Origin of the sequence: Holdemania filiformis DSM 12042, assembly GCF_000157995.1 — a bacterium.
Lineage (GTDB): Bacteria > Bacillota_I > Bacilli_A > Erysipelotrichales > Erysipelotrichaceae > Holdemania > Holdemania filiformis.
The window spans coordinates 266,213-268,377 of record NZ_GG657557.1 but is presented as its reverse complement, the minus strand read 5'-3'; the positions used below and the strand labels follow the sequence as shown (position 1 = coordinate 268,377).

Genomic DNA, 2,165 nt, shown 5'->3' with positions numbered 1-2,165 from the left:
CCGTTAGCCCCAGCAAGAAAGGCTGACTGGGTGCATGCTCATTGCGCGAGGTTTCGGTCACCGTATGCAGCACAGGATAAACCTTTTGCTTCAGGCTTCAAAAATCCACATCGGAATGGAGGTGATATCATGTTAAAGATCAACTATATGTCCACCTTGTTTGTTGGTATTGATGTAAGCTCAAAGACCAACGTTGTCTATGCCATGGACTTTGAGGAAAACAAATACCTCTCTTCGTCATTTGACAATAATCAGCCGGGCGCCGACAAGCTTGTGAATATGATTACGGAGTGTATGCACAAGCATAAAAATCTGGATACGCTTCTTATCGTGCTGGAATCTACTTCTGTATACAGCGTGCATATTTCAAACTTCCTGTCGACCAGCGAGGTTCTCATGCCCTACAAGCCTTATGTCTTCTGTGTCAACCCAAAGACTACTGCGAATTACCGCAAGTCCTATATCGGAATGGAAAAGACCGATCCTACAGATGCATACCTCATTGCGGACTTTGGCAGGGTAGGCCGTACCAAAAAGCTGGAGCCTTGGCGCGGCGGGCAATTTATAGCCTTGAAACGCCTTACAAGGCACCGCACGCACCTTTCTGAGTGCATCGCCAGGGAGAAGACCTATATGGTCTCTAATCTTTATCTGAAGTTCAGTGAGCTTCAGCTCCTTGAAGGGGATGACAAGCCCTTTGGCAATCTCTACGGTGCTACGTCCTCAGCAGTCCTGACGGAGTTCCTGTCCCCACAGGAGATCATCGATATGCCGGAGGAGGAGCTGCTTGCCTTCCTTGCAGAAAAGAGCAGGAACCGTATCTCTGACATATCCAAAACTTCCGAACTTCTGCGGAAGGCAGCCAGGGATTCCTACCGCTTAGACAAGTGCATGTACGAACCGCTGAACGTTTCACTGGCAAGCTCGTTTAACTGCATCCATGCCTATCAGAAAGAAATCAGGCTGATCGAACAGGCGATTGAAAAATGCATCAACGGAATGAACCCTAACGCCCTGATTATTCTTCAATCCATACCTGGAATAGGTCCGGTATGGGCATCCGGGATACTATCAGAAATAGGCGATATAACAGCGTTTCATTCGTCCGATGCCCTTGCCAAATATGCCGGGCTTTACTGGCCCAAGGGGGATTCCGGAGATTTCGTTTCTGAGGACAACCAAATGTCGAAAGCCGGAAATCCCTATCTTCGCTACTATCTTGGCGAAGCGGCAAACAGCGTCAGGAAGCACATCCCTGGATACGCTGATTTTTATGCCAGAAAATATGCTGAGGTAACCAAACATCAGCACAAAAGAGCACTCGCGCTTACATCTCGTAAATTAGTACGACTCGTTTTTGGATTGCTGGTCAAGAACCAACTGTACACCGGCGAAAAGCTGGACACCGAATATAATATCAAATCGAACTGACATTCGGTTTTGCTTTAAATATACCGAAGGTCTGTTAAAGTTACCCTTTTTTCTGAAAAACATATTAAAATCTTTTTCAAAAAGTTCTTGACATATCACCAGAATGCTTTAGTGCGCCTGAAAGACTGATTTTGCGAGACTGCCGGTTTTGAACAGCGTAAAGCACAGCAGTACGGTGTAGCCCACGCAGCTCCAGATTGCCATGATGATGTCATCTTCCAGAGCGATGTTCTGCACCAGCACAGCATAAATTGCCACGCAGACGATAATGAGAAACGCCTGAAAGCCCAGCGCCAGCAGGGATCGGAGGTAATTCTGTCCCATACCGCCCCATTCTTTACCCATCATTGCAGCCATTGGAACGGGAGCCACCGAAGTCACAAGGTAGATTTCGATCATACGGCCATAAATAACGATAAAGATACAGATATATAACGCCCACATAGTAATGCCAATAAAGAGGGATTGGAACCACAGTCCGAACAGCGGTCCCAGATCCATTTCCATCAGCCTCGGTTCCAGATCGGTCATAACTGAGGAAATGTCAATGGACGCATCCGAATTGATAACCCCTGCCGCCTGCGCCACTACGCTCTGCGCCATATCAAAGACGCCCATCACGATATTCCATGTATTTGTGACAATGAGGATGGCAGCGGCTGATTTGAACACCCACTTGAAAATCATCCAGGTGTCCACATCATGCAGGTTGTTCTTGTCTGCGATCATCTGGA

General features: G+C 47.3%; 2 protein-coding genes. One reads left to right on the top strand and one right to left on the bottom strand.

The window, feature by feature from the left end; genetic code table 11:
* Positions 1–129 precede the first annotated feature (129 nt).
* The gene (locus HOLDEFILI_RS10160) at positions 130–1,431 is read left to right on the top strand and encodes an IS110 family RNA-guided transposase (RefSeq protein WP_050766962.1); all 1,302 of its coding nucleotides are present in this window, start codon (positions 130–132) and stop codon (positions 1,429–1,431) included.
* A gap of 108 nt (positions 1,432–1,539) precedes the next feature.
* Here the strand turns inward: HOLDEFILI_RS10160 and HOLDEFILI_RS10155 are convergent.
* Positions 1,540–2,165, bottom strand: a 626-nt coding sequence (locus HOLDEFILI_RS10155) for a VirB6/TrbL-like conjugal transfer protein, CD1112 family (RefSeq protein WP_006059578.1), incomplete at its 5' end; no start/stop codon positions are given.

Excerpts from the sequence above, each read along its gene's own strand:
- HOLDEFILI_RS10160 (WP_050766962.1), top strand. The coding sequence starts at position 130 with ATGTTAAAGATCAACTATATGTCCACCTTGTTTGTTGGTATTGATGTA.